The 21197-nt window shown below is 59.8% G+C and carries 18 protein-coding genes; 12 read left to right on the plus strand and 6 right to left on the minus strand.

Annotated features, from left to right (window positions below):
* Position 1: 1 nt before the first annotated feature.
* Positions 2 to 1114, plus strand: a complete 1113-nt coding sequence (locus tag EV561_RS27110) for an ABC transporter ATP-binding protein (protein ID WP_132526352.1) — start codon at positions 2 to 4, stop codon at positions 1112 to 1114.
* Positions 1115 to 1236: 122 nt separating this feature from the next.
* Here the strand turns inward: EV561_RS27110 and yghU are convergent, their stop codons facing one another.
* Positions 1237 to 2112: a glutathione-dependent disulfide-bond oxidoreductase gene (yghU, locus tag EV561_RS27115; RefSeq protein WP_132526354.1), complete on the minus strand. Its 876-nt coding sequence runs from the start codon at positions 2110 to 2112 to the stop codon at positions 1237 to 1239.
* A 250-nt stretch (positions 2113 to 2362) separates the two neighbouring features.
* Between yghU and EV561_RS27120 the strand changes: the two genes are divergently transcribed.
* From EV561_RS27120 to EV561_RS27160, 9 genes are all read left to right on the plus strand, one after another.
* Positions 2363 to 3397, plus strand: a complete 1035-nt coding sequence (locus tag EV561_RS27120; RefSeq protein ID WP_348633757.1) for a LacI family DNA-binding transcriptional regulator — start codon at positions 2363 to 2365, stop codon at positions 3395 to 3397.
* 51 nt (positions 3398 to 3448) lie between these two features.
* On the plus strand, positions 3449 to 4687 hold the full coding sequence (locus EV561_RS27125) for a sugar ABC transporter substrate-binding protein (RefSeq protein ID WP_132526358.1): 1239 nt from the start codon (positions 3449 to 3451) through the stop codon (positions 4685 to 4687).
* Positions 4688 to 4760: 73 nt separating this feature from the next.
* On the plus strand, positions 4761 to 5681 hold the full coding sequence (locus tag EV561_RS27130) for a sugar ABC transporter permease (RefSeq protein WP_132526360.1): 921 nt from the start codon (positions 4761 to 4763) through the stop codon (positions 5679 to 5681).
* Complete coding sequence (locus EV561_RS27135; protein WP_132526362.1) at positions 5678 to 6541, plus strand: carbohydrate ABC transporter permease; 864 nt, start codon at positions 5678 to 5680, stop codon at positions 6539 to 6541. The genes EV561_RS27130 and EV561_RS27135 overlap by 4 nt, the downstream gene beginning before the upstream one ends.
* Before the next feature lie 24 nt (positions 6542 to 6565).
* The gene (locus EV561_RS27140; RefSeq protein ID WP_132526364.1) at positions 6566 to 8494 is read left to right on the plus strand and encodes a glycoside hydrolase family 127 protein; all 1929 of its coding nucleotides are present in this window, start codon (positions 6566 to 6568) and stop codon (positions 8492 to 8494) included.
* 1 nt (position 8495) lies between these two features.
* A complete protein-coding gene (ugpC, locus tag EV561_RS27145; protein ID WP_132526366.1) occupies positions 8496 to 9569 on the plus strand; it encodes a sn-glycerol-3-phosphate ABC transporter ATP-binding protein UgpC in 1074 nt (357 codons plus the stop codon).
* A gap of 101 nt (positions 9570 to 9670) precedes the next feature.
* Positions 9671 to 10945 (plus strand): glycerate kinase, encoded by a 1275-nt coding sequence (locus tag EV561_RS27150; RefSeq protein ID WP_132526472.1) that lies wholly within the window; start codon positions 9671 to 9673, stop codon positions 10943 to 10945.
* A gap of 358 nt (positions 10946 to 11303) precedes the next feature.
* Positions 11304 to 12023, plus strand: coding sequence for a ParA family protein (locus tag EV561_RS27155; protein WP_132526368.1), 720 nt, complete (start codon positions 11304 to 11306; stop codon positions 12021 to 12023).
* Between the two features lie 383 nt (positions 12024 to 12406).
* Positions 12407 to 14392, plus strand: a complete 1986-nt coding sequence (locus EV561_RS27160) for a mechanosensitive ion channel family protein (RefSeq protein ID WP_132526370.1) — start codon at positions 12407 to 12409, stop codon at positions 14390 to 14392.
* Between the two features lie 70 nt (positions 14393 to 14462).
* Here EV561_RS27160 and hutH read toward each other — a convergent pair whose 3' ends face one another.
* From hutH to EV561_RS27185, 5 genes are all read right to left on the minus strand, one after another.
* A complete protein-coding gene (hutH, locus tag EV561_RS27165) occupies positions 14463 to 15959 on the minus strand; it encodes a histidine ammonia-lyase (protein ID WP_132526372.1) in 1497 nt (498 codons plus the stop codon).
* Positions 15956 to 16732 (minus strand): ATP-binding cassette domain-containing protein, encoded by a 777-nt coding sequence (locus EV561_RS27170; protein ID WP_132526374.1) that lies wholly within the window; start codon positions 16730 to 16732, stop codon positions 15956 to 15958. Before EV561_RS27170 ends, hutH begins: the two co-directional genes overlap by 4 nt.
* A 28-nt stretch (positions 16733 to 16760) precedes the next feature.
* Positions 16761 to 17465, minus strand: a complete 705-nt coding sequence (locus EV561_RS27175) for an ABC transporter permease subunit (protein WP_132526376.1) — start codon at positions 17463 to 17465, stop codon at positions 16761 to 16763.
* Positions 17466 to 17474: 9 nt separating this feature from the next.
* On the minus strand, positions 17475 to 18197 hold the full coding sequence (locus EV561_RS27180) for an ABC transporter permease subunit (RefSeq protein WP_132526378.1): 723 nt from the start codon (positions 18195 to 18197) through the stop codon (positions 17475 to 17477).
* A 115-nt stretch (positions 18198 to 18312) separates the two neighbouring features.
* Positions 18313 to 19158, minus strand: a complete 846-nt coding sequence (locus EV561_RS27185; RefSeq protein WP_132526380.1) for a transporter substrate-binding domain-containing protein — start codon at positions 19156 to 19158, stop codon at positions 18313 to 18315.
* A 194-nt stretch (positions 19159 to 19352) separates the two neighbouring features.
* Between EV561_RS27185 and hutC the strand changes: the two genes are divergently transcribed.
* Both hutC and EV561_RS27195 read left to right on the plus strand, forming a co-directional pair.
* Entirely contained in the window at positions 19353 to 20108 is a 756-nt protein-coding gene (gene hutC / locus EV561_RS27190; protein WP_132526382.1) for a histidine utilization repressor, read from the plus strand.
* A gap of 197 nt (positions 20109 to 20305) precedes the next feature.
* The gene (locus EV561_RS27195; RefSeq protein ID WP_132526384.1) at positions 20306 to 21181 is read left to right on the plus strand and encodes an amino acid ABC transporter substrate-binding protein; all 876 of its coding nucleotides are present in this window, start codon (positions 20306 to 20308) and stop codon (positions 21179 to 21181) included.
* The last annotated feature ends 16 nt before the right edge of the window (positions 21182 to 21197 follow it).

A 21197-nucleotide genomic window follows, 5' to 3' on the forward strand; every position in this document is an offset into this window, starting at 1 on the left:
CATGGCTTTCCTCGAAATTTCTGGTCTTCGGAAGCGCTTCGGCTCCCTGGAAATCCTCAAGGGGATCAATCTCGAGCTGGAGAAGGGCGGCTTTCTCGTGCTCGTCGGCCCCTCGGGTTGCGGCAAATCCACGTTGCTGAATACCATTGCGGGTCTGGAAACAGTCACCGAAGGCGAGATCCGTGTCGACGGCCGCGCCATCGGCGATCTGCATCCCTCCAAGCGCGATATCGCAATGGTGTTCCAGAGCTATGCGCTCTATCCCAACATGACCGTCGCGGGAAACATATCCTTCGGCATGGAGATGCGCGGCGTCCCCGCAGACGAGCGCAAGAAGGCGATCGATAAAGTCGCGAAAGTGCTGCAGATCAGCCATCTGCTCGACCGCAAGCCGAGCCAGCTCTCCGGCGGCCAGCGCCAGCGCGTGGCGATGGGGCGGGCCCTCGTTCGCGATCCCAAACTGTTCCTGTTCGACGAACCGCTGTCCAATCTCGATGCCAAACTGCGCGTAGACATGCGCATCGAAATCAAGCGTCTGCATGCGGCGACTGGAACGTCCATCGTCTATGTCACCCACGACCAGATCGAGGCGATGACCCTCGCCACCAAGATCGCCGTGATGCGCGACGGGGAAGTGCAGCAGTTCGGAACGCCCGCCGAGATATACAATAACCCGGCCAATCTCTTTGTGGCTGACTTCATGGGATCGCCCGCCATGAACCTTCTAACTGCAACGGTTGAGGGCTCCGGCAACGACCTTCATGTTTCGCTGCCGCGGCCCGATGCTCAGCCAATACGATTGCCGGCGACGCATGTCTCGGGCCTGTCGTCCTATTCCGGGAAGCAGATCATATTCGGCATACGCCCCGAAGCGCTGACCGACACTGACGGTGCGGACAAGAACGCCCGTTCGCTCGTTGAAAGCGACTGCCTGATCGACGTTGTGGAGCCGGCAGGCTCCGATACGTTCGCGGTAACGAAGCTCGGCAACAAGGAAGTTGTCGCCCGCCTAAGAGCCGATGCCCGCATAGCGCCCGGACAGAATGCGCGCCTGGCATTCAATCTCGACAAGGCCGTTTATTTCGATCCGCAAAGCCAGCAGCGGATCGCTTGAGCGCCGCTCAATAGCTGATTGGATGGAATTCCAAACCGGCGCCGCGCAACCCTATTCAGGCTGCGCGGTTAGATGGACGATCGCCCTTGCGACAACCGTCCATTCGATTCGATTGGGAACGGTCAGTTCCCTGCCGCCAGCTTGTCCTGGGTCTTTGTATCGAAATCGTTGGCGTCGTGACGTTCATGCAACTGGCTTGACGGTTCGCCGGAGACGCGGTTGACCATGCGCCCGCGCTTCACTGCCGGCCGATCGCCGATCAGATTCGCCCAGCGCTGAACATTCTCGTAGCTTTCGACCTGCAGGAATTCCGCAGCGCCATACTGCCATCCCTTCACGAGACCGCCATACCAGGGCCAGATTGCGATGTCGGCAATGGTGTATTCTGCTCCCGCCATATATTCGCTTTCCGCAAGGCGGCGATCGAGCACATCGAGCTGGCGCTTCACTTCCATCGCGAAACGGTCGATTGCATATTCGATCTTCGACGGCGCATAGGCATAGAAATGGCCAAAGCCGCCGCCGAGATAGGGCGCGCTGCCCATCTGCCAGAACAGCCAAGACAGGCATTCTGCGCGCTTGGCCGGGTCAGTCGGCAGGAATTCGCCGAACTTTTCCGCGAGATACATCAGGATTGAACCGGATTCGAAAACGCGGATCGGCTTTTCGCTGCTGCGGTCCATCAGCGCCGGTATCTTGGAATTCGGGTTGATGTCGACGAAACCGCTACCGAACTGGTCGCCATCGCCGATCTTGATCAGCCACGCGTCGTATTCCGCACCGTTGTGGCCAAGCGCCAGCAGCTCTTCCAGCATGATGGTGACCTTCACGCCGTTCGGCGTTCCCAGCGAATACAGCTGGAGGGGATGACGGCCGATCGGCAGTTCCTTGTCATGCGTCGGTCCAGCGATCGGGCGGTTGATATTGGCAAACCGGCCTCCGCTTTCCTTATTCCAGGTCCAGATCTTCGGGGGCGTATATTCGGACGAATCGGTCATTCCTAAACTCCTGGCGTTTGCTGCTGCGAGCGATCACGAGACCTCGCCTGCTCCCTTGGGACATAACAGACGCAACCAGCCCTTGTCAGCGGCAAGCGTCTCTCCTGGTGTCATCTGCCGGTTCAAAAAAGATTTACCGAGCGCGTCCGGCCTCACCGAAAGCCGGTCGCCTACCATAGTTTTGATCTTGAGGTGAAAAAACCTTTTCCCACTTGACAGCGACAATGAGAAAAGGTTTTCTCAATCGAAAATTCAGGAGGATAGGCTGAACACAAAAGGAGGAAAGCTCGGGCGAATTACGATCCACGACGTAGCTGCGGCTGCGGATGTCAGTATTTCGACAGCATCGAAGGCACTCAACGACACTGGCCGCATGGCGGACGAGACGCGGGAGCGGGTAAAGCGAGTTGCGAGCGAAATTGGGTTCCGGCCGAATGCGCTGGCGCGTGGGTTGCTCAGCAAACGCAGTTTCACGATCGGTCTTCTGACGAACGATACCTATGGGCGATTCACCCTGCCCCTGATGGCCGGGGTGTCCGACGCTCTTGTCGATCATGGCGTGTCTGTCTTTCTGTGTGCGATCGAGGATGATCCGGCGCTCGGTCAGATCCACGTGGACGCCATGCTCGACAAGCAGGTCGACGGGATTATCGCGACGGGAAAGCGCGTGGATAGACGGTTACCTGTCGATCTGTCGAACCTGTCCGTTCCGGTGGTCTACGCCTTCACCGAGGGAGATCAGGAGAGCGTGACGTTTCGGTCGGATGACGCCCAGGGCGCAACGCTTGCCACCGAATGGCTGATGAAATGCGGACGTCGCCGTTTGTTGCATATTACCGGCCCGGAGCAATTCTTCTCGGTGCGGGAGCGTGCCAATGCTTTCTGCAAGGTGGCAGGCGAAAGTGAGCCTGTAATGTTCGGCGCTTGGTCCGAGAGTTGGGGACATGAGGCCGTTGAAAAGACATGGAGCCGCGAAGACGATAAGCCGGATGGCATCTTCTGCGGCAACGACCAGATCGCCCGCGGGGTGATCGACGCGCTTCGGGAACGCGGCGTTCGTGTCCCGCAGGAGGTGTCGGTGGTCGGTTTCGACAATTGGGAAATCGTCGCCGACCAGACAAGGCCGCCGCTAACGACTGTCGACATGGAGTTGAAGGAGCTTGGGCGACAGGCGGGCCTGACTGTTCTTGCGCTTGCGGAGGGGCGTCAGGTCGAGCCGGGTGTCAGGAAACTGCCGTGCCGACTCGTCGTGCGGCAATCATGCGGGGCCGATGAAAGCCCCTAAGGGGAATTGGGAAACGGCGCGAAGGAGACGCGCCACAACGGGAGGAATGTCATGATCAAGCGTCTACTGGCCGCGACCGGCATCGCGACCTTATGCCTGGTATCAGCCGCTTCGGCGGGCGAAACCATTCAGATGTGGGTCCGGTCCGGCATCGGAGACTCTTTCAAGAAGGTCGTCGAGGGCTATAACGCCAGTCACAACAACAAGGTGGAGGCGACGGAAGTCCCCTTCTCGGAACTGGTGCAGAAATATGCGACCGCGATTGCCGGCGGCCAGGCGCCCGATGCGCTTTCGATGGACCTTATTTATACACCGGCCTTTGCCGCTGCCGGCCAGCTTGAAGACCTGACGGACTGGGCAAAGAGCCTGCCCTATTTCAATTCGCTTTCGCCATCGCATGTTCGCTTGGGGACTTACCAAGGCCACATCTATGGCCTGCCTCTTTCGGTCGAGACCTCCGTATTCGCCTGGAACAAGGATCTCTACAAGAAAGCGGGTCTCGATCCGGACAGGGCGCCGACCACCTGGGACGAGATCGAATCCAATGCCGAAAAGATCCGCAAGCTTGGGGATGATACCTACGGCTTCTACTTCTCCGGCGGCGGTTGCGGCGGCTGCATGATCTTCACCTTCACACCCCTCATCTGGGGTGCCGGCGCGGATATCCTTTCCGATGATGGTAAGAAGGCAACGCTCGATACGCCTGAAATGCGAAAGGCGGTCGGATACTATCGCGACATGATCAAGAAGGACCTCGTGCCTGCCGGCGCTGCCAGCGACAACGGCGCAAACTTCCTGACCTTCACCAACGGCAAGATCGGCCAGCAGAGCCTCGGCGCCTTTGCGATCGGCACGCTGGTGACGCAGCATCCGGACATCAATTTCGGCGTGACGCTGATCCCTGGCGTCAACGGCAAGCCGTCCTCATTTGCTGGCGGCGACAACTTCGTCATCACCAAGGGGACGAAGAAGATCGCGGCAGTGAAGGATTTCCTTGAATATATCTATTCAATGGACGGCCAGAAGATCATGGCAAAATACGGCAGTCTGCCGACACGCGGTGATATCGCCGACAAGGTGCTTGAGGGGCTCGATCCCAGAATGCAGGTCGGCCTGAAGGCGATTTCGGTCGCAAAGACGCCCTATACGCTGCAGTTCAACGACCTGATCAACAGCGCCAACGGCCCCTGGGCGACTTTCACCAACGCAGCAATGTTCAGCGATGACGTCGACGGCGCATTTGCCAATGCACAGTCGGAAATGCAGTCGATCATAGACAGCGGCCAATAAGTCTCTCCCGGCCGTGGCCGGAGGGTGTGGCAGCCTTCCGGTCGATTTCTCATCCATCATGCGGAGTGTTCAAATGACCGCTGCCGGTCGAACAGATGCGTCGCCTGTGCGTCGACGAAGACGCAGGAAGGCGGGTTGGCGCGGGCTTTTCTACATCGCCCCTGCCATGGCGCTGGTGATCGTGTTTTTCGTCATACCTGTCATCTTCACCGGCTGGATGAGCCTGCACAACTGGCCCTTGATGGGCGCCTCGCGCTGGATCGGCTTTGCGAACTATACCCGTATGTTGCACGACAACCGCTTCATGACCGCTCTGGGCTTCACCGCCAATTATACGATCGTCGTGACGATCGCGATCTTCGCCATCGCATTTCCGCTCGCGATCTTCGTAGAGCGCGAACGGCGCTTCGTCAGCACCTATCGAACGATCATCTTCCTGCCCGTTGTCGTCGGCCTCGCCACCGCATCGCTGCTTTGGGTATGGCTCGCCAACGTCGACAGCGGCTTCATCGGCCCGGCATTGAAGGCGCTCGGCCTGGTCGAGAAAAACCCCAATCTGCTGGCGAGCTTCGACACGGCATTCCTGACCGTCATCGTCATGGTCGTCTGGAAGATCGCCGGGTTCACCATGGTCATCCTCCTGACCGGCTTGCAGGCGATTCCATCAGAACTGACGGAAGCGGCTCGCATCGACGGCGCTGGCCGCTGGCAACGCTTCCGCCATCTGACGCTGCCGCTGATGCGCAAGACCATTGCGCTCGCGCTCATCGTCTCGGTGACGGGTTCGATCCTTGCCTTTGACCAGTTCTACATCATGACATCGGGCGGACCGCAGAACCGGATGATCTCCGTCGTCTACTACATCTTCATCCAGTCATTCGTGTCCTTCAATCTCGGCTACGGTGCCGCCCTCTCGATCGCGCTGCTCGCCATTCTCGTCATCATCAGCGTTGCGCAGCTCTGGCTGCTCAGGGTCGGGGAGGAACGGCCATGAGCCTTTCCAAACAGCGCCGCGCCCGCAAGGCCCTTCGCGCCAACACAACCTATCATGTCATCGGAATCGTCGTATCGATCTTCTTTGCGGCACCGTTCATCATTACTTTCCTGTCGTCTTTCCGGCATGGCACAGAGGCAAGCCTTGCGCCCCTGCCACCCTGGCCGACAACGGGATTCAGCATCGATTCCTATAAGCTGCTGGATACGTTCGGGGCTGGCATCTGGCGCCATACACTGAACTCGCTGGTGGTCTCGATCGCGACCGTCGTCCTGACCGTCGCGGTGAGCCTGCTGGCCGGCTATGGCTTCTCCCGCTACCGGTTCCCGCTGAAGAACATGCTGTTCGTGCTGATTATCGCAACGCTGATGATCCCGTTTCAGTCGATCCTCACGCCGCTCTTTATCATCCTCGCAAGGCTCGGATTGAACAATTCGCTGCTGGGGCTGACGCTCGTCTACGTGACGCTGCAGCTTCCCTTCTCCGTCTTCATGATGCGCAACGCCTTCGACGCCGTGCCGAAGGAGATCGAGGAAGCGGCCCGGATCGATGGCGCGCGTGACCTGAGGCTGCTTGCCCGCGTGCTGCTGCCACTTGTCTTGCCGGGCGTCGCCACCGTTGCGATCTTCGCCTTTCTGAACGCCTGGAACGAGTTCCTCGCCGCTCTCGTCCTGCTCTCCAGCAACGAGAAATACACACTGCCCGTTTTGATGACGGCCGTGCGCGCCGGGCGTCTTGGCGCCATCAACTGGGGCGCGGTCCAAGCCGGTGTCGTTGTCATGACGATCCCTTGCCTCATCGTCTTCCTGCTTCTGCAACGCTACTACATGCGCGGGCTGATGGCCGGCGCAGTGAAATGACTTTCAAGAGAAATGGATGAAACCATGACAAACACCACGAGAGACCGCCAGTTCCGTCCCCTCCCCGTTCCCAGCGTCGATCTCTACGGCCTCTTCGGCGACCGCCAGGACGCCATCTGTGACTCAACCGCGAAGACATTGCTCGACCGCTGTGTCGAAGCCGGCATGGTGCGGGCGATCGACGTCAGCCAACCAAGCCCGGGCATCGTCATACCCATTCAGCCCTGGGGCGGCACGACCCAGATGTTTTGGGACAGCGACCTTGGAAAATCGATCGAGACTGTCGCCTACTCGCTTTATCGTCGCGCCAATCCCGAGCTCGAGGCTCGCGTCGATGCGATCATCGACCTCTACGAGAAGATGCAGGACGAAGACGGTTATCTGAATGCCTGGTTCCAGCGTGTCCAACCCGATCGCCGCTGGACCAATCTGCGCGATCATCACGAGCTCTACTGCGCCGGCCACCTCATCGAGGGCGCCGTCGCCTACTATCAAGCGACCGGAAAGCGCAAGCTCTTGGATATCATGAGCCGCTACGCCGACTACATGATCAAGATCTTCGGGCGTGGCGAGGGCCAGATTGCCGGCTATTGCGGCCACGAGGAGATCGAGTTGGCCCTGATCAAGCTTGCCCGCGTAACCGGCGAGAAGAAGTATCTTGATCTCTCGAAATACTTCATCGACGAACGCGGCACCGAGCCGCATTTCTTCACCGCGGAAGCCGTCCGTGACGGACGTGACGCGGCCGACTTCCACCAGAAGACCTATCAGTATGGACAGGCGCATCAGCCGGTGCGCGAGCAGAAGAAGGTCGTCGGCCACGCCGTGCGCGCGATGTATCTCTATTCCGGCATGGCCGATATCGCCACTGAGTACAATGACGACAGCCTGACCGCGGCGCTGGAGACACTGTGGGACGACCTGACGACGAAGCAGATGTATGTGACCGGCGGCATCGGCCCCGCGGCGGCCAACGAAGGCTTCACCGACTATTACGATTTGCCGAACGAAAGCGCCTATGCGGAGACCTGCGCCTCCGTCGGTCTGGTTTTCTGGGCGAACCGCATGCTCGGCCGCGGCCCGAACCGGCGCTATGCTGATGTCATGGAACAGGCGCTCTATAACGGCGCGATGGCCGGACTTTCGCTCGATGGCAAGACGTTCTTCTATGAGAACCCGCTCGAAAGCGCCGGCAAGCATCACCGCTGGGTCTGGCACCATTGCCCCTGCTGCCCGCCGAACATCGCCCGTCTGCTCGCCTCCGTCGGCTCCTATATGTATGCGATCGCCGAAGACGAGATCGCGGTGCACCTCTACGGCGAAAGCAAGGCCCGCTTCGAGCTTGCCGGGGCAAGAGTAGAGCTCGCGCAGAAGACCAACTATCCCTGGGACGGTGCGATCCGCTTCGATGTCACGACTGACAAACCTGCGCGCTTTGCCCTCTCGCTCCGGATCCCGGAATGGGCGGATGGGTCGGCGCTCAAGGTCAACGGCGAAACCGTCGATATCCAGTCCATAAGCGTCGACGGCTATGCCCGCATCGAACGTGAATGGAAGAGCGGCGACAACGTCGATCTCAATATTCCGCTTGAAACGCGAGCACTTTTCGCCAACCCGCTCGTGCGCCAGGATGCGGGCCGTACCGCGCTCATGCGCGGCCCAATGGTCTATTGCGTCGAGGCGACAGACAACGGCGCAGGTCTCAACGGCATCGAACTCGCAGGCGACGTGTCCAGGGCAACGACAAGCGAAATCGCAGGGCTGCGCGGGGCCATCGCGCTCGATCTTCCCGTCAGGCGCGACGAGGCGGACTGGGGCAATGCACTCTACCGGACCACGCCGCCCAAGACCAGGGATGCCACGGTGCGCTTCGTGCCCTATCCTTTCTGGGACAACAGGCAGCCCGGCGAGATGCTCGTCTGGGTTCGAGCGGGCGAACGTCACGGTGAGTAAGATGGCCGATACCGGTGTAGTGCTGACCGATATCCGCAAAAATTTCGGCAGCCTTGAGGTGATCCACGGCATCGATCTCGAGATCGCCGAGGGCTCCTTTGTCGTCTTCGTCGGCCCGTCCGGTTGCGGCAAGTCGACATTGCTTCGCATGATTGCCGGTCTTGAAGACGTGACGGATGGCGAGATCGAGATCAAGGGGCGCAATGTCACTGATCTCGATCCCTCCGACCGCGGCATCGCCATGGTCTTCCAGTCCTACGCGCTCTACCCACACATGAGCGTTCGCGAAAATCTCGCCTTCGGCCTCAAGATGGCGCGGACGCAGGCGGCCGAAATCGGCATGCGCGTCAAGGCAGCGTCCTCGATCCTGAAGATCGACCATCTTCTGGAACGCCGGCCGGGCCAGCTATCCGGCGGCCAGCGCCAACGTGTCGCGATCGGCCGCGCCATCGTGCGCAAGCCGGATGTCTTCCTCTTCGATGAGCCACTGTCGAACCTGGATGCGGAACTGCGTGTCTCGATGCGTATCGAGATCGCCCGCCTGCATCGCGAGCTCGGCAACACGATGATCTATGTGACGCATGATCAGACCGAGGCCATGACGCTGGCTGACAAGATCGTCGTCCTGCGTGACGGTCGGATCGAGCAGACCGGAACGCCACGGGAAGTCTATGAGGACCCCGCGAATATCTTCGTGGCCGGCTTCATCGGTTCACCACGAATGAACCTCCTGCAAGCCACTTGGGACAGCGATGGGGCAATACGCCTCGGCGCCAACCGGCTGTCGTCTGCAATCACGGCAGGCAGTCTGTTGCCGGGCGACAAGCTGACATTCGGTATCCGTCCCGAACATTTTACGCTTTGCGCAGGCGGAGCAGAAGCCTTGCCGGCCAAGGTGGATTTTTCGGAGTATCTCGGAGGAACGCAATATCTGTATTGCCAGCTGGAGGATGGCCAGTCGGTTACGGTCGAATACCGCTCATCCGCTCCGATCGCCGCCGGCGAGCCGGTTCACCTTGGCTGCTCACCCGCGGACAGGCGGTTCTTCGATGCCGAGGGGCGACGTCTCTTGTGACGCATTGTCAGCATCAGGGCGATGACCGGTTGCCAAAGGGGAATGACGGCTGATAGTCAGTATACCCATCCGCCTGATTTCCACAGATGAGTGACGAGATCATGACCCTTGCCGATGCGCGTGCCTTCCTCACCTCCCTTTTCGATGCCGCTGTTGAAGCCGCCAATCCGTTGACAGGCATACGCGCCAATCTGCCCGCAAAGCCCAAGGGTCGCACTGTCGTCATCGGCGCGGGCAAAGGGTCGGCGCAGATGGCTGCCGCCCTTGAGCAATGCTGGGACGGGCCGCTCGAAGGGCTGGTCGTCACCCGCTACGGCTTTGCGACCAAATGCGAGCATATCGAAATCATCGAGGCCTCCCATCCCGTTCCCGATGCAGCAGGCCTTGTGGCATCGCGCCGCCTGCTGAAGCTTGTCGAGGGCCTGACGGAAGACGACCTGGTGATTGCGCTGATCTCCGGCGGAGGTTCGGCTCTTTTGCCCTCTCCCGCCGGCGACCTGACGCTGGAAGACGAGATCGCTGTCAACAAGGCGCTTCTCGCCTCGGGTGCGCCGATCGCCACCATGAACGTCATCCGGAAGCATCTGTCGACGATCAAGGGCGGCCGGCTTGCCGCGGCGGCCTATCCCGCGCGCGTCGTATCGCTGGTCGTGTCCGATATTCCAGGTGACGATCCCGCTCTCGTTGCTTCCGGCCCGACCGTTCCCGGCGCCGGCACGCGCGGCGAAGCGCTCGACCTGATCCGCCTCTACAAGATCGAGCTGCCGGCTGCCGTCATGGCTCACATGGAAAAAGCCGAAGCGGACGCGCCGCGGACGGACGATCCGCGTTTTGCGCGCAACGAAGTCCACGTCATCGCTTCTGCCGGCGTCTCGCTGGAGGCCGCAGCGGAGACCGCCCGCAAGGCCGGTATCGAAGCGGCGATCCTTTCCGATGCCATCGAGGGTGAGGCGCGCGAGGCGGCCCATATGCATGCCGCGATCGCCCGCGAGATCCTTCATCGCGACCGTCCCTTCACAAAGCCGATCGTGCTTCTGTCGGGCGGCGAGACGACGGTGACGCTGACCGGCAAGGGCAAGGGCGGACGCAACTCGGAATTCCTGCTGTCGCTGGCGATTGACATCGATGGCCATGCCGGCATCCATGCCATGGCCGCCGATACCGACGGCATCGACGGCAGCGAGGATAATGCCGGCGCTTTTGCGGATGCAGGCACGGTCGCACGCCTGCGCTCGACAGGCATCGATCCGGCAGTGATGCTTCGCAACAATGACGCCTGGTCCGCCTTCAATGCGATCGACGACCTCTTCGTTCCCGGCCCGACCGGAACGAACGTCAATGATTTGCGGGCGATCCTGATCAATCCCGATGATTGAAAAATGAGCGGATGATCGGTCGTCAGCACCCGACAACAAAGGCCGATCTGACATAGCGGTCCCTACGATTTTTGCAGGCGGCTAAGACGTTGCGTGTGCTCCCGATTCGGACGCGGGCACGCACAACACCCCTCAAGCAAGACCGAAACAATGCTCATCAAGATCGGTTTGATCCGACCGTCGATGTCGGCTCGGGAAATTAGGAAGTAAAACCTGTCGTTGAGAGAATAATCAAGCGTCAGGCAAGGTTCCTCCTGAAGCATCCGCAGATCATCAAAGTGAGGACTGCAAAGCAGGGGACGTTTTCCACCTGCTCACCGCGATGGTTGGTTCTAGTCAACGGTCTCTGAGGGTGAACATGCCAGTTATTACATTTGCAAATACCAAGGGGGGCGCCGGCAAAACGACCGTCGCACTCGTTCTAGCAGACGAACTCGCACGCCAAAATAAGCGGGTCGCTGTCGTCGATGCCGACCCGCAACAGTGGGTCTCGCGTTGGAGCAGGCTTTCCGCCGCGGCTGTAAATTTCACGGTCGTTTCGGATATAGATGAAAGCTCTATCGAGCAGAGCATCAAGACGCTCAAGAAAAAGATGGACTATATCATCGTCGACCTGCCAGGTGGCCTCAGCCCCCTGCTCGCAAAAGCGATCGGCCTGTCCGACCATGTTTTCGTGCCGGTTCAAGGTTGTGCAATGGATGCCGTCGGTGGTGCGCAGGTGCTTGAAATCCTGAAAGAGCTGGAGGCGAAGTGCGATATCAGGATCGCACACTCCGTCGTCTTGACTCGCGTCAGTTCCATCATCACGACAAGAGCGCTGCTGACCGTGAAGGCCATGCTGGCACGGCAGAAGGTCCACGTGCTCGACACGGCCCTGATCGAGCGTGCAGCGTTCCGCGACATGTTCAATGCCGGCGGAACAATCTCCATGATGAACCCGCAAGGCGTCAGCAACCTGGACAAGGCGCAGCACAATGCGCGGCTGCTCGCAGACGAGGTTCAACGCCTCGTTCCCCTCGAGGCTGCACCGGTGAAAGCTCCGCGGAAGCGGGCCGCTACCACCAAAAAGGCGGCTTAGTCCGCTCAGCCCCCGGAAATGCCCGCGTAACGGGCATTTCCGATCGACGGCAGCGTAAATGCCTTCCGCCGTTACATCAGCGTTTACCGTAACATACTCCCGCTGCCGTAGAATTCGTGCTATCTAATAATGCACCGGCAGAGGGGAGATAAATTCTGTGACGATCGCCGCATCGATCACTTTTGCGACTGCCCACATGGTCGCATTCGGGGAAGACAACCATACCGACCGGACCACCGATCTCCTGAAGCTTCGGAGTTATCACAACACCAGTCAGATCGGCACTCCCGACAAGTCCGCGAGGCCGTCCTTGCCGGCGGACTTGATACCAATCGACTTTAGGGTTGGCACGAATAATCAACCCTCGATCCGGAGGTGACGAGATGAGATGGCTGGCGATCGTCCTTTTTCTGTCTCTTTTCCCGACGATCGCGCAGGCGCAAAGTGCTGCACCCCCTCAAGCCAAGATCAACGATCTCGTGCGTCTGCTGCAGGATCCGGAGATGAAGGCATGGCTGGACAGCCAGAAACCTTCGACCGCCGCGGCCTCGCCGGCCGCCAAGGCCGACACCGATCTCCAGGACTGGGATCAACAGACGCGCGCGAGCGTCAACCAGATCGTTTCGGCAATTCCGAGAATACCATCCGAGATCGCCGCCGCGTCCGCACGGACAAGGGCGGACGCCATCTCGCACGGCTACGCACCTGTCATGATTATTTTCGCTATCATGGTCGCAATCGGGATCATCATAGAGCGATTGTTTCTCCGTCTCTACGCCTCGCGATCTCGAAAATTGGCCAACGCCACCACAAGCCGCCTGTCCGAGTTTATTCCGATCGGTGTTTTCACGGTCGTCATTGGGCTGATTTTCTTCGCTTTTGATTGGCCTCCGCTCGCCCGCACCGCCCTCCTGGCCTATCTGCTCGCCTTCATCGCATATCGTTGCCTTTCCGTTGTCACGGGCTTCATCGTCGATAGCGGTCCGCTGCGCCGGCGGGTATTGCTCTTCATAGGCGTTTTGGCCTTCGCGACCGCCACCGCCAAGCTTGGCCCGCCGCTCGGCGTCGATCCCGCCGTCACCAAAGCGATCTCCTTCTGTTTCTCGGCCATCCTCTTTCTGATCGCAATGGAAGCGATATGGCGGACGTCAAAACAATCGCGAACGACCAAAGGCATATTGAGCCTTTGGCTGCTTGGCATCTGGGTGCTCTGGTGCCTCAGCCTCAAGGGTCTTGTCTGGATCGGTATCTATATACTGATACTGCCTCCCATTTTGAGGGCAGTAGGAAAAACCGTGGCAGAAGCCCTCACCCCGCCAGACGGGTCGCCCGGCGACGATATCAAAACCGTCCTTTTTGTCCGTGGCAGTCGCGCATGCGTCATAGCACTGGCGGTCGGATGGCTGGCCGTCGTCTGGCACCTCAATCCAGAATCGCTGGCGCATCAGGATCCAACCTTGAGCGCAATCGTCCACGGACTGTTGAAGGGTATCATCATCCTGCTCATCGCCGATCTTGTCTGGCAAATGGCCAAGGCCTTCATAGACAAAAGACTCAAAACATTTTCAGCCGATCCTTCCGTCGAAGGCAAGGAGGCTGCAAGCCAGCATCGCATCGCCACGTTGCTGCCGATCTTCAAGAACGCGCTCGCCGTCTTGGTGCTCGTCGCCACCGCGCTGACCGTGCTTGCCGAGCTCGGCGTTCAGATCGGCCCGCTCATCGCCGGTGCCGGCATATTTGGTGTGGCAATTGGTTTCGGATCGCAGACGCTGGTAAAGGACGTCATCAGTGGCATCTTCTACATGCTCGACGATGCCTTCCGCGTCGGCGAATACATCCAGAGCGGCAGCTACAAGGGAACGGTCGAATCCTTCAGCCTTCGCTCCGTTCGCTTGCGCCACCACCGTGGCCCCATCTTCACCGTGCCCTTTGGATCCCTGGGAGCGGTTCAGAACATGAGCCGCGACTGGGTTATCGACAAGTTCATGCTCCGCGTCCCCTTCGACACCGACATTGCCCAGGTGAAGAGGCTGGTGAAGGGTGTGGGGGCCGAGATGATGGCAGACCCGGAATTGGCACCCTTCATCATTCAGACGGTCAAGATGAAAGGCGTCGAACAGATCGGCGACTTCGGGATCGAGCTGAGCTTCGCCTTTACCGCACATCCCGGACATCAGTCGGCGGTCCGCCGACGCGCCTATACGATGATCCGTGATGCTTTCAGGACTAACGGTATAGACTTCGCCCAGCCCACCGTCCAGGTCGGAGGCGAGGAGAAGGCCGCCAGCGCAGCCGCAGCATCGGCGTCCCATAACAGGGCTGTCCAGAAAGCCGCACTGGCCGCCGGCGGGGGCGAAGGCCAGTCCTGATCGAAGCACATGCAAGTGGGGGGATTGCCATCGGGCAGCCAGTCGCCTGACAACGCGGCCGGTCCTTCGCTCAGTCCAACGCAGGCGGCGGCGTCTCGCTTAAGACCGTGCGCAACGTTTCCATATCACGCGATAGCGGCCGGTCGTCGGCGTAGTGCGGTATGCGTTCACGGACAGCCCGATGAATCCTGTCCGTGCCGTCTGCTCGCAATGCCATCGATGTCAGGAAATCGTGCGCCTGAGCCGCCGCCATCAGCTCGATCGCGAGGATATATTCGGCATTGTCGATAACGGACAAAAGCTTGTTCGCGGCCGCCGTCGGATGCGCCAGAAAATCCTCCTGAAGACCTGAGGTCAGCCCGCCATCCACCGAGGCCGGAGCCGAAAGCCGGCGGCTCTCGTTGCTCAGCGCCGCAGCCGTATATTGCGCAATCATGAAGCCGGAATTGCTGCCCGCGTCACTCGCGAGAAACGGCGGCAAGCTGCTCACGAGCGGATTGACGAGCCGGTCCATGCGCCGTTCGCTCATCGCCGATATCTGCGCGATTGCGATTGCAAGACTGTCGGCCGCCTGTGCGAGGGCCGGAGCGACCGCATGTGCCTCCGATGACACGACGGGATTTTCCGGCGTGCCTGACACCGCGGGATTGTCGGTGACGGAGGCGAGTTCCTGATTGACGACCGCCGCACTGTTTTCGAACACGTCGCGCGCGGCCCCGTGTGCATGCGGGACGGATCGCAGGCTGAGCGCATCCTGTGTGCGCTTGCCATGGGCGGCAGCCACAAGCCCGCTGCCTGCGAGCCGCTTGCGAAGCGACCTGCCGACCTCTGCAATCCCTTTCGATGGCCGCAGCGCAAGGACAGCCTCATCGAAGGCCGCCATCTGGCAGCCCACGGCCTCAAGCGTGAGGGCGGCGATAGCATCCGCCCAATCGAGCAGCCGCTCTGCGCGTGCAATCGCGACGCAAGCCAGCCCAGTTGCGCAGGCCGTACCGTTGACGAGGCTGAGACCCTCCTTGGCACCCAGCACCAGCGGCTCAAGACCAATGGCCTCAAGCGCATCGCGGCCATTAAACGACCTGCCACCAACATGGGCGGTTCCTTCACCAATAAGGACCAAAGCTGTATGGGCATTGTGGGTCAGATAGCCGGCGGAGCCCTTCGACGGGACATCCGGGATACAGTCCTTTTCGAGAAAGGCTGCCAGATGACGGATGATCTCTGGCCGCACACCGGAATGGCCATGCGAAAAATTGACGATCTGTGCCGCGATGATAGCGCGAACTTCGCGCGGCGCCAGAAGCGGGCCAACGCCGCAGGCATGGCTTAGAATGATATTGCGCGACAGGCGGCTCTGAGAGGCCCTGTCTACCACGGTGTCGGAAAGAGCACCAACGCCGGTATTGATACCATAGGCCCGCACACCGCTTTCGACGATACGCTCGACGATCCTGCTTGCATTTTGGACCCGATCCCAAGCAGCGGGCGACAGCCCCAGCGCGTCTCCTGCGCCGACGCGCGCCACGTCCCGCCACGTGACGAGGTCATCGATGGTGACAGTGCTCATTGACCGCTTCCGAAATGACCGATGAATTGCCGGAAGGCCGGCGAGGCGCCACCGCCAAACATTTCCTGAGGAGCACCGCTGCTTTCGACCAACCCTTCGCGCATGAAGACCACGCGGTTGGAGACGTTGCGGGCAAAGCTCATTTCATGGGTGACGACGAGCATCGTCATGCCCTCCTCGGCGAGCGCGCGCATGACGCGCAGCACTTCGCCGACCAATTCGGGATCGAGGGCCGAGGTCGGCTCGTCGAACAGCATGACCTTTGGCTTCATGGCGAGTGCGCGGGCGATTGCAGCGCGCTGCTGCTGGCCGCCGGAAAGATGGGCGGGATAGGCGTGACGCTTCTCGAAAATACCGACCTTTTGCAAAAGCTTTTCGGCTTCCGCGATGCACTCGGCGCGCGGCCGCTTCAAGACATGCACTGGCCCCTCGATGACGTTCTGCAGGATCGTCATATGAGACCAGAGATTGAACTGCTGGAACACCATGCCGAGTTCTGAGCGGATATGATCCACCTGCTTCTGGCTCGCCGGCTTGCTCCTGCCGTTTTTGTGCACCATGCGGATTTCTTCACCATCGACCCAGATCTCGCCATCGGTGGCGGTCTCGAGCAGGTTGATGCAGCGAAGGAATGTCGATTTTCCCGAGCCCGAAGCGCCGAGAAGCGAGATCACGTCGCCATCCTCTGCATCGAGGGAAATGCCGCGAAGGACTTCGTGGGTGCCGAAGCTCTTGCGGATATTGCGGACCGAAAGTCGGGTTACGCCGGGCATGGAAGCTCCAATCAGATTCAGTCTTCCCTCACGCCTTCAGCGCCGGCGGGACCGCGCGGCGATGTCGCGAAAGAGAATATTCGAGCAGGGCCAGGCCCTGCAGGATGATGAAGTTCAAAGCGAGATAGATGATGGCCGCACAGAGAAAGACCTCCATCGTCCGGTAGGTGTGTGAGATCAGCCGCTGCGCCACGCCGGTCACTTCCCAGACGGTGACAAGGCTTGCAAGCGCCGTCGATTTCATCATCAGGACGATCTCGGTCGAATAGGCGGGCAAGGCATGCCGAAAGGCGATCGGCGCGATGATCCGGCGCACGAGCAGGAAGCCGGACATGCCGATGGATCGCGCCGCCTCTATCTCGCGCGGAGAGATGGCGCGAATACCGCCGCGAAAAATCTCTGCCGTATAGCCGCCGGTGCAGAGCGCCAGCGCCAGTACGGCGCAGACAAAAGGCTCACGCAGCAGCGGCCAGAGCGGGCCGTAGCGAATGATGCCGAACTGGGCGAGCCCGTAGAAAATCAGAAACATCTGGATGAGCAGCGGCGATCCGCGGAAGACGAAGATATAGCCCTTGGCGATCGACGATAGGAACGGGTTGCCGCCCACCCGCATCCAAACGATCAGGAGCGCTAGAAGGCCGCCGATCGTGATGGAACAAATGAACAGCGCAAGCGTCATGGGGAGCGCCTGAAGCAGGGTGATCATCGTCTGGCTGAGAAAGGCGAAATCCATGATCGATCCTCAGGCCTGGCCCATCGCGGCAGGCATGCTGCGGTTGGCGCGGCGCTCGGCGCCATTGAAGACCCGATCCGAAAGGCTTGTGAGGATCAGGTAGAGCGCGCCGCCGACGATGAAGAACAGGAAATATTGTCGTGTGGAGCCCGCCGCGACCTGGCTGGTGCGCATTAGCTCGGCAAGGCCGGTCACGGAGACAAGCGCAGAATCCTTCAGGCTGAGCTGCCAGACGTTGCCCATACCGGGGATGGCGAGTCTCAGCACCTGCGGCATGATGATACGCCGAAAACGCAGCCCCCTGTGCATCCCGATCGCGGAAGCGGCTTCAAGCTCGCCTTTCGAGATTGCGAGATAGGCGCCGCGAAAAACCTCGGCCTGATAGGCGCCCGAGATGATGCCGACGGCAAGTGCGCCAGCAGCAAAGGACGGCAGGCCGAGAAAGCCTTCGTAGCCCAACGCCTTGCCGATCGTGGTGACGGCCGTCGATCCGCCGAAATAGATGAGATAGATGATCAGCAGTTCCGGTACGCCACGAAAGACGGTCGTATAGACGTTTCCAAGCGTTACGAGAATGATGTTGCCCGAGAGCTTGGCCGAAGCGACGATGGTCCCGAAAACTGCACCAATCGCCAACGCGACTGCGGTGACGCAGAGCGTCATCAACGCACCCAACAACAGCAGTGCGCCCCAGCCGGTCGAGCCGAAACCGATCAATTCCAGTGTCGCCATCGCATTCGTTCCCCGCAGCGAGTGGTCAGTTTTCTTTTGTATGCAAGCATAACATGCGAATTGCGGCATCAAAGCCGAAAGCCGGCGCCTCGGATCCCGATGCGCCGGCGACCGATTATTCCTTCGGCGAAACGTCCGTCTTGAACCACTTCATCGACAGGGTCTTCACGGTACCGTCCGCCAGCGCCGACTTGATAGCTGCGCTGAGCATATCGCGAAGGTCTGTGTCGGCCTTGCGCACGCCGAGGCCTTCGCCAACGCCCCAGATCGAGCCTGCAACCTGCGGGCCGGTAAAGACGAGAGCGCCGTTGGCGGCGTCGAAAGCAGTCTGGAAATAGACGGCGTCGTCGAAGCCGAGGTCGATACGACCGTTCTGCAGGTCGAGGTCGCGGTCTGCGCCGGTCTTGTATTCACGGATCGTGGCGACATCACCGAAGTTGTCGTAGATGAACTTCGCATAGACGGTTGCCGCCTGGATGCCGATGGTCTTGCCCTTGAAGGCTTCCTTCAGCGCCGCGATTTCCTTAACGCCAGTCTGGCCGGGCGTCATGGTAACCGTCGCGCCGGTGCCGGCAGCGTTTGCCAGCGGACTATCCTTGGCGGTCGCGAAGGCGGCCGGCGTCGCGGCATAGGGAACGGTGAAGTCGATGACCTGCTTGCGCTCGTCGGTGATCGACAGTGCGTCCATGATCACGTCGAACTTACCGGCGTTCAGCGCCGGGATCATGCCGTCCCAATCGGACGCTACGAGCTTGCAATCGAGCTTCGCGCGTTCGCAAAGAACCTTGGCGAGTTCCGGCTCAAAGCCGCCGAGCGTGCCGTCCGAATTGGTCATATTCCAAGGCGCATAGGCGCCCTCGAGCGTGATGGTCACGGTCTTCCAGTCCTTCGCCTGGGCGGCGGGGCCGGCAAGAACGGAGAGCGCAAGCGCGCCGGAAAGAAGGGCGTGTTTAATCTTCATCTATGTTCTCCTCTTGAGATCGAAATGGCCGTTTCAATATTTACGCCGGTCTTTGCCGGCTTGCCGCTCATGCACCGACATAGGCTAGCCGGATTGATCGGGAAGTTGTATAGGGTACCATATGATAAAATTTGTGTTATGCAAGTGGCAAGTCGATTTATAGGCCAATTTCGCGCATGCACAAGGATTAGGCAATGAGACGCCCCACCGATCGAAGACGCGAGCTGACGGAAAACGATAATGGTCCGCTCTATGCGGGCGTCAAGCAAATGATCCTCGATCGGATCCACAGTGGCGAGTGGCCTCCGAAGCATCGGGTTCCATCCGAAAACGAACTCGTTGTCGAACTCGGCGTCAGCAAGATGACCGCCAATCGCGCCCTTCGAGAACTTGCCAGCGAAGGCGAACTTATCCGCATCCAGGGCGTAGGCTCGTTCGTCGCGGAGCGAAAAGGCTCTTCAGCCCTATTCGAAGTACGCAATATCGCGGAGGAGATAGCCGAGCGTGGCCATGTCCACGAGGCGACTGTTATTGTTCTTGCGCGGGAAACCGCATCCCCTGAGGTGGCAGACGGGCTAGCATTGAACATAGGAGATCCGGTTTTTCACTCGCTTATCGTTCACAGCGAGAATGGCGTACCGGTGCAAATCGAAGATCGCTTCGTCAATCCGTCCGCCGCGCCGGATTACCTTGAACAGGACTTCTCCTCCCTGACGCCCAACGCGTACCTGACGGCAGCGGCACCGCTAAGCGGCTCTGAACATGTCGTCGAGGCGGCGATGCCGCAAGGCTGGGAATGCAAGCTTCTGACGATCCTCAAAAGCGAGCCGTGTCTCACCATCCGGCGGCGGACATGGTCGGGAAAGGAAATCGTCTCAATTGCCAGGCTGATCTATCCCGGCCATCGTTACAGGCTCGAGACGCATAGCGGTAAAATGTTCGAAGAATAGCCGGTTCTTTGAGTTGTATATGGAGGGTATTATTTTTCTCGTGCCAAGGCCCTTCGCGTCCGAGATGAGAAGAAGGGCGACCGTTGACAAATGGCAAGCAGTTCATAAGCTCTGCCGCACCCTACGCCACCGACTTGATCCTCGGAGATAAAGATCATGCCGATGCAGGAACAGTGCAGCACAACCTGGCCAAACGCATGAAACGGTTGATTTTAGCCGGCGTTGCTCTCTGCTTTTCGTCTTATGCGGCCATGGCGGCCCAGACCCTCGATCTCATCGCGCAAAGAGGGGCTATTCGGATCGGCTACATAGCAGACGAGGCGCCGTTCTCCTCCAAGAAGAAGGATGGCACGCCCGGCGGCTACACCATCGATCTCTGCCGGAAGATTAGTGACGAAACCAAACGCAGCCTTCCCAATATCAAGCGGGAATACGTCGAAACCACACTGGCCGACGGCTTTGAAGCGGTGAAGAGCGGACGCATCGATCTCTTATGTGGCGCCTTGACCGTCAATCTTACCAGGCGCGAAACCGTCGATTTTTCCCAGCCGATCTTCGTGACGGGCGCAAGCGCCCTCCTGCGGAAGGACTCGCCGGACTATCTCCAGATACTCTTTCTCGACAGCCCCTCGGTACGCGCGGTGGACGCACGGCCGACGTCAAACAGCAGCATTGGAGTGCGCGCAGACACGACGACAGGCACTACGCTGCGCGGCGCGCTCGGCACCGGGATACCGGAAGCGCGGGTTGCTGACTTCGCGACCCATGAAGACGGGCTCAAAGCGCTGGAGGATCACAGGATCGACGCATACTTCGCTGACCGGGCTCTTCTTATTAGCCTGGCAAGTCGCGCTCGCAATCCTACGGCACTTGAGATCGGTAATCGTCTGTTCACGCATGAGCCTTACGCAATCGCATTACGGCGAGACGATTCCGCCTTCCGCCTCCTCGTAGATCGTGCCTTGACAGATTTTTATCTTTCCGACGATTTTCCAAAGCTGCTGAAGACATATTTCGGAGGGGAGGCCGGGACGCTCCGAGCCGAAATCATGATGCAGTCGATCCCGCAATAGACTGAAAGCACCCGGC

The sequence above is a fragment of the Rhizobium sp. BK376 genome, from assembly GCF_004341625.1.
Lineage (GTDB): Bacteria > Pseudomonadota > Alphaproteobacteria > Rhizobiales > Rhizobiaceae > Rhizobium.